Here is a 5,077-nt window from a genome sequence, read left to right as displayed (position 1 = left end):
TACTGCTATTGTTTACAAAGGTTGTAAAGTATGGAATAGTGTCTTTAAAAATGCTATTTATGCTACTATCTATATTTCCCTTATTTTCTATAACTACTGTATAAGTTATTACATCACCATATTCTGCATATAACTTATCTACTATCTTTCTTATTTTTATATCTATAAATCCAAGCTTGGTAACTACAGTGTTACTTACAATATAATTTTGTATAGAGTTTACATTAGGAATATCTATTTTATATACTAGATCAAAATTATTTTCTATTTTTTGACTTTCTGGCATAGAGTCTACACTTACTGTATATTCTAAAGTTATTGTCACATCTTTTTTAAGATTTCCTAGAAAAAAAGCTGTTCCTGGCATATATCCTGTACTTATTGTATTATTCACTTTAAAGGTATCTTTTACATAGCTTGTGTTATTAGGTAATGTATCTATCATATATACATTACTTATATCACTGTTAGGCTTTATTACTAACGTATATACTAAATTTTCTAAAACCTTCGAGTTCGCTTTATCTACCATTTTCAAAATGTCCACACTGTCATTTATAGTTGCAGGACTTAAAAATATATCATCAATCGAAAAGTCATTTCCAAAGCCTACTGTTGACATTGTTAAAACTTCAAGCCTTATTTTACTGTTATTTCCTGTATTAAAAATCTGTCCTATCTGCTCCCACTGTCCATATTTTACATTTGTTACTTCTCCATAAAAAAGTTCTGTTTTGAAATCTTCTGCTAATGCTCTAAATCCAATCTTACAAGTGTTTGGAATATCTGTATTCATACAAAGCCATGCACTGGCTAAATAATATCTGTTCTTTAGAACATCAACCTCTTCAAAAAATATTATAATATTTGGATTTCCTCCATTTATACTTATATAAGAGCTCGTTTCATCAAATGTTGTATGATTAGAAAGACTGAACCACTGCCTTGTCTGAATATTTTTCATAAAAAAATCATCAATACCTTGGCTAATCCCTCCTGGAAGATAAGTAAAGCCTGAAGTCATAGAATCTTGATATGGATAACTTGGTGGTACTGTATTTGCCGGTGTTCCATTTGGAAGAGTTCCAAATATTCCATTCCCTGCTTTTTTCAATATATTTTTATCTATAACAACTCCACTTGGGATAGATAACGGGGTATTTTTTATTGTACTATCTAAGAAATCCTTCCCTATTAAATTTGTATTTAAAACACTCACTAAAAGAGTATTTGGACTTAGTGAATCTACAACATTTGTATTTGCAATTGGTGTAGTTATTTTACTATATTCTGGGTCTGTTGGTACTGGTTCTGTCATTACAGTTGCATTAGAAAAATCTGCTACACTTCCTGCTACAGCTACACCTTTTCCACACTCTATTATTTTATAATCTCCTACATCTACATTTGTAAAAGAATATTCTCCATTTGAACCTGTTCTTGTATACATTCCCTTTCCATCACTTACTCTAAAAAGACATATCGGTACATCAACAATAGGTGTAAATCCACCAGGTGACCCAAATCTCGTTCCTGCATGCCTTAAATTTCCACTTATACTTGCCATTTTTTCACCTCTTTCAATAAATACAGTCTCTATTAATTTATGTTCTTCTTCACTTCTTTGCTATTCACACTTCTTTAATATTTAAGTTTAGATATTAAAGAAGTTTAGTAAAATTTTTTTCTACTAAACTCCCTTCTCTTCCCATAATTTAAAAATCAATTTATTTGTACAGAAAATGTAATTGTAAATACTTCTCCCGCCTTTATTGTTCCTATATTTAATCCACTTTGTATATCTTCTGTAGTTAAAACTCCATTTATAAAAGTAGTGTTAGAAAGTAAGCTTGTTCCATTTGGTATTGTGTCTTTAAATTTAACATTTATAGCTTCTGTATTCCCATTATTAGGTAAAACTATTGTGTATACTAAAATATCTCCTGGTTTTGCATACGCACTATTTACTGATTTCTTTATATTTCCAAATTCTGCATACTTCACTACTGTTGCTACTGTATTTGTATCAATATAAAAGCTTACATTTCCATAAGGTGTTGGACTAACATAATAACTTTCTCCATTATTTATAAGTGTATCTCCATTTGGGAGTGAATCTATTCTTACATTAAATGTTATTGTGGATATTTGACCTACTGCTAAGGTTCCATATAAATATCCTGTTGGTGGAAGAACTGTTCCACTTCCTATTGTAATTCCATTTGATTTTAAACTTCCTGTTATAAAGGTTGTCCCTCCCGGAATCGTATCTATAATCCTTACTCCATTTGCAACAGTTGTTCCTAGATTTCTAGTTACTATTGTATAAGTTAATATATCTCCAAGCTTTCCTACAGTTCTATTTACTTCTTTTGAATTACTTACATAATTTCCTATTACTGTTGTTGTTACTATATTTGAATCAAATGTAGTATCAAATATAGATTGTGTAGCACTATCATAATAATTTGTCTGAATACTAGCTCCGTTATCATATCTTAAAATAGTTGTTGATGTGATATTTGCTTTAAATGTTACTGTAAATACTTTTCCTATTGGTAAACTTCCAATACTATATGAATTTGGTGTTATTCCTGGTTTTATCACTCCATCAATTGTAAAAGAATCTGTAACAAAAGTTTCTCCATCTGGTAATGTATCCATAAACATTGATGTTATTCCATCCGTTACGCCTGTATTAACTATAGTCACTGTATAAATCAAAGTTGAACCTTGCGAAGCAGCTATTTTATCTACTTTTTTAACTATATCAGGCTCTGCATAAAATACTGGTGCTCCAACAGCTCTACATCCATCTCCTGCATAGCTAATTGTAGAATTAGATAGTACTGTTCCATAGGCAATCGTTGTATACATCTCATATTTTAATATCTTACTTCCTGTTGGTTGATAAAAATTTCTTTTATCTGCAAATGTAATGCCTGTTACTTGTGCATTAGTACCGCTTATAGGTACATAATAGGATTTTGGTGTTGTTAAGCTTAATACAAACAATTCTGCATAGTTACTATTATTATCTCCAACTATTGCCTGTATCGATGGCACATATGACCAGTCTGCTGATGCAAAAGTTGCGCCCGTATAAGCTACATAAAAAGGTGATGTTGTTTCTGCATAATTATTATATGGATCACATGCCCTTAAATAAGTTGGTGAATATGAATTTACATCTATACACGTAAAACTTTGTCCTGATGCTGGAGAATAAAAATATCCGTTTTCATCACAATCTCCTACAAGTCCATTTGTTGTATAGGTAAATGGATATGATAAGGCATCCGTTCCATCAACTGCTGACCGGCCTGATGAACCATATATAAAGTTATCTTGCATACAATAACCCATTCCATTATTTACTATTGCAGGTATAGTAACTAACCCTCCTGTTGCTAAATTAACTCCACCACTTGTTGTCATTGAAAACGTAGGTGGATTATTTCCATTTAATGTGCTCCATGGTATTGCTGTATCATATCTAAATGTTTGATTTGATGTGCCTGTTGCTGTAAGTGAAAAATCTTTCCGTCTAGGATCGATAGTTCCTGTATATCCAGGTGGATAACCACACTTTGTTGGTGGACATGCATCTGGTGGAATTCCTACATTATATAAACTATAAGTACCTGCAAGTACGCTTACAAAACTACATTTTCCAAGTCCATTTGTTGTAAGTGTCTGACATGTATTTAAATTTTTATCTTCTAATACTATATATACATCCTGAATAGCAGGACTTATTGTCACATTTACCGTTCCCATAATTCTCCTCCAAGCCTTTGTTTTTTTATTAATCTATATTTTAATTTTCATATTGTTAAATATAATATGTTATCCCACCACATCTTGGAACTTCCACATCATACTTCACACACAAAAAAACTAGCAAATTTTTAAACTTGCTAGTTTCCTAAATTTTAATACTCTTTTATTTTAAACCCTTTAAAAAATATTTCTAAATCATTTTCATTTTTAAAAGCATTTACTGGAATCATAAGCATTGGTGAATTATCCTTTTTTAGCATAAAGATATGCTCTCCCTTTTTTATAACTCTAGATATATTTTCTATTTTAAATGTAGATGTTTTTTTCTTGTCTTCTAAGTTTTGAACAAAGAAATCTTTTTCACGTCTTCTAACTTCTTTCCTTTGAATATATGCAGGATTTTTTTCTACCATTTTACTTAAACTTTTCCTAAAAGTTTTTCTCTTGAAAACTGTAACTCTTATCCAAATAAATATATTACATACTATAAGAACAAATATTAAAAGTCTATTTGTTTCTTCAAGACCACCATATCTGTTTATAAGCCATACACCAAGTCCAAGGGTTACTATTGTATATACTATTGGAAGTATATTATTTAAAATCCATCTTTTAAAAGATATGCTTCCAATAAAAATATTTAAATCCACTAAATCTTCTATATCATTTTTATATTTAATAACCAAAGCTTTTCCCTCATTTCTTCACTTTATTTATAACTTATTATATCATATTTATAACCCTTTTATAAATAATTTTTAATTTACTTTAACACTAAACTGAATCGTAACACTTTCTCCCGGATTCACATTAGGCAGTGCTACTCCATTTTGAAGATTTCCTACAGTATTTACTCCATTTATTAATAGTGAATTCATCATATAGGTTGTCCCATTTGGTATAGTATCATAAAAAATTAAATTCCTAGCTTGTATATTTCCACTAACTTGTGCACTTGCTACTACAAGTCCAAAGGGAATTGTTTGCCCATTGTAATTAGTAGCTTGAATGTTGTCTATAGTTAACCTAACATCTCCACCGGATACTACGGCTGCATCTAAAATTGATTTTCCTGCCTACATATATAGACAATACTTTAAAACATTTTTTCATCTTCTTTCATACTATAGATATATAAATAATTTATAAGGAGATTTTTTATTATGCCTTTTATTACCCGTTATGAAGTTTTAACCAAAGGTTCTTTTACTGGTGCTGCAAATGGTTATGGTCTTGGCTCTGGAGAGCAAAATGTTTTAACTAGCCTTGACACTGCAAACCAAGTAGCTGGATG

At 30.4% G+C, this 5,077-nt stretch carries 4 protein-coding genes; all 4 read right to left on the bottom strand.

What is annotated here, in order from left to right; genetic code table 11:
- Positions 1–1,567, bottom strand: a 1,567-nt coding sequence (locus ACRC28_RS04350; RefSeq protein WP_438542231.1) for a hypothetical protein, incomplete at its 3' end; no start/stop codon positions are given.
- 155 nt (positions 1,568–1,722) lie between these two features.
- A complete protein-coding gene (locus tag ACRC28_RS04345; protein ID WP_438542230.1) occupies positions 1,723–3,780 on the bottom strand; it encodes a DUF11 domain-containing protein in 2,058 nt (685 codons plus the stop codon).
- Between the two features lie 155 nt (positions 3,781–3,935).
- Complete coding sequence (locus ACRC28_RS04340) at positions 3,936–4,469, bottom strand: hypothetical protein (RefSeq protein WP_438542229.1); 534 nt, start codon at positions 4,467–4,469, stop codon at positions 3,936–3,938.
- Between the two features lie 72 nt (positions 4,470–4,541).
- On the bottom strand, positions 4,542–4,763 hold the full coding sequence (locus tag ACRC28_RS04335) for a hypothetical protein (protein ID WP_438542232.1): 222 nt from the start codon (positions 4,761–4,763) through the stop codon (positions 4,542–4,544).
- Between the last annotated feature and the right edge of the window lie 314 nt (positions 4,764–5,077).

This window comes from Clostridium sp. (assembly GCF_051650885.1).
Classification (GTDB): domain Bacteria; phylum Bacillota; class Clostridia; order Clostridiales; family Clostridiaceae; genus Clostridium.
This window is presented reverse-complemented; position numbering and strand designations above follow the sequence as displayed.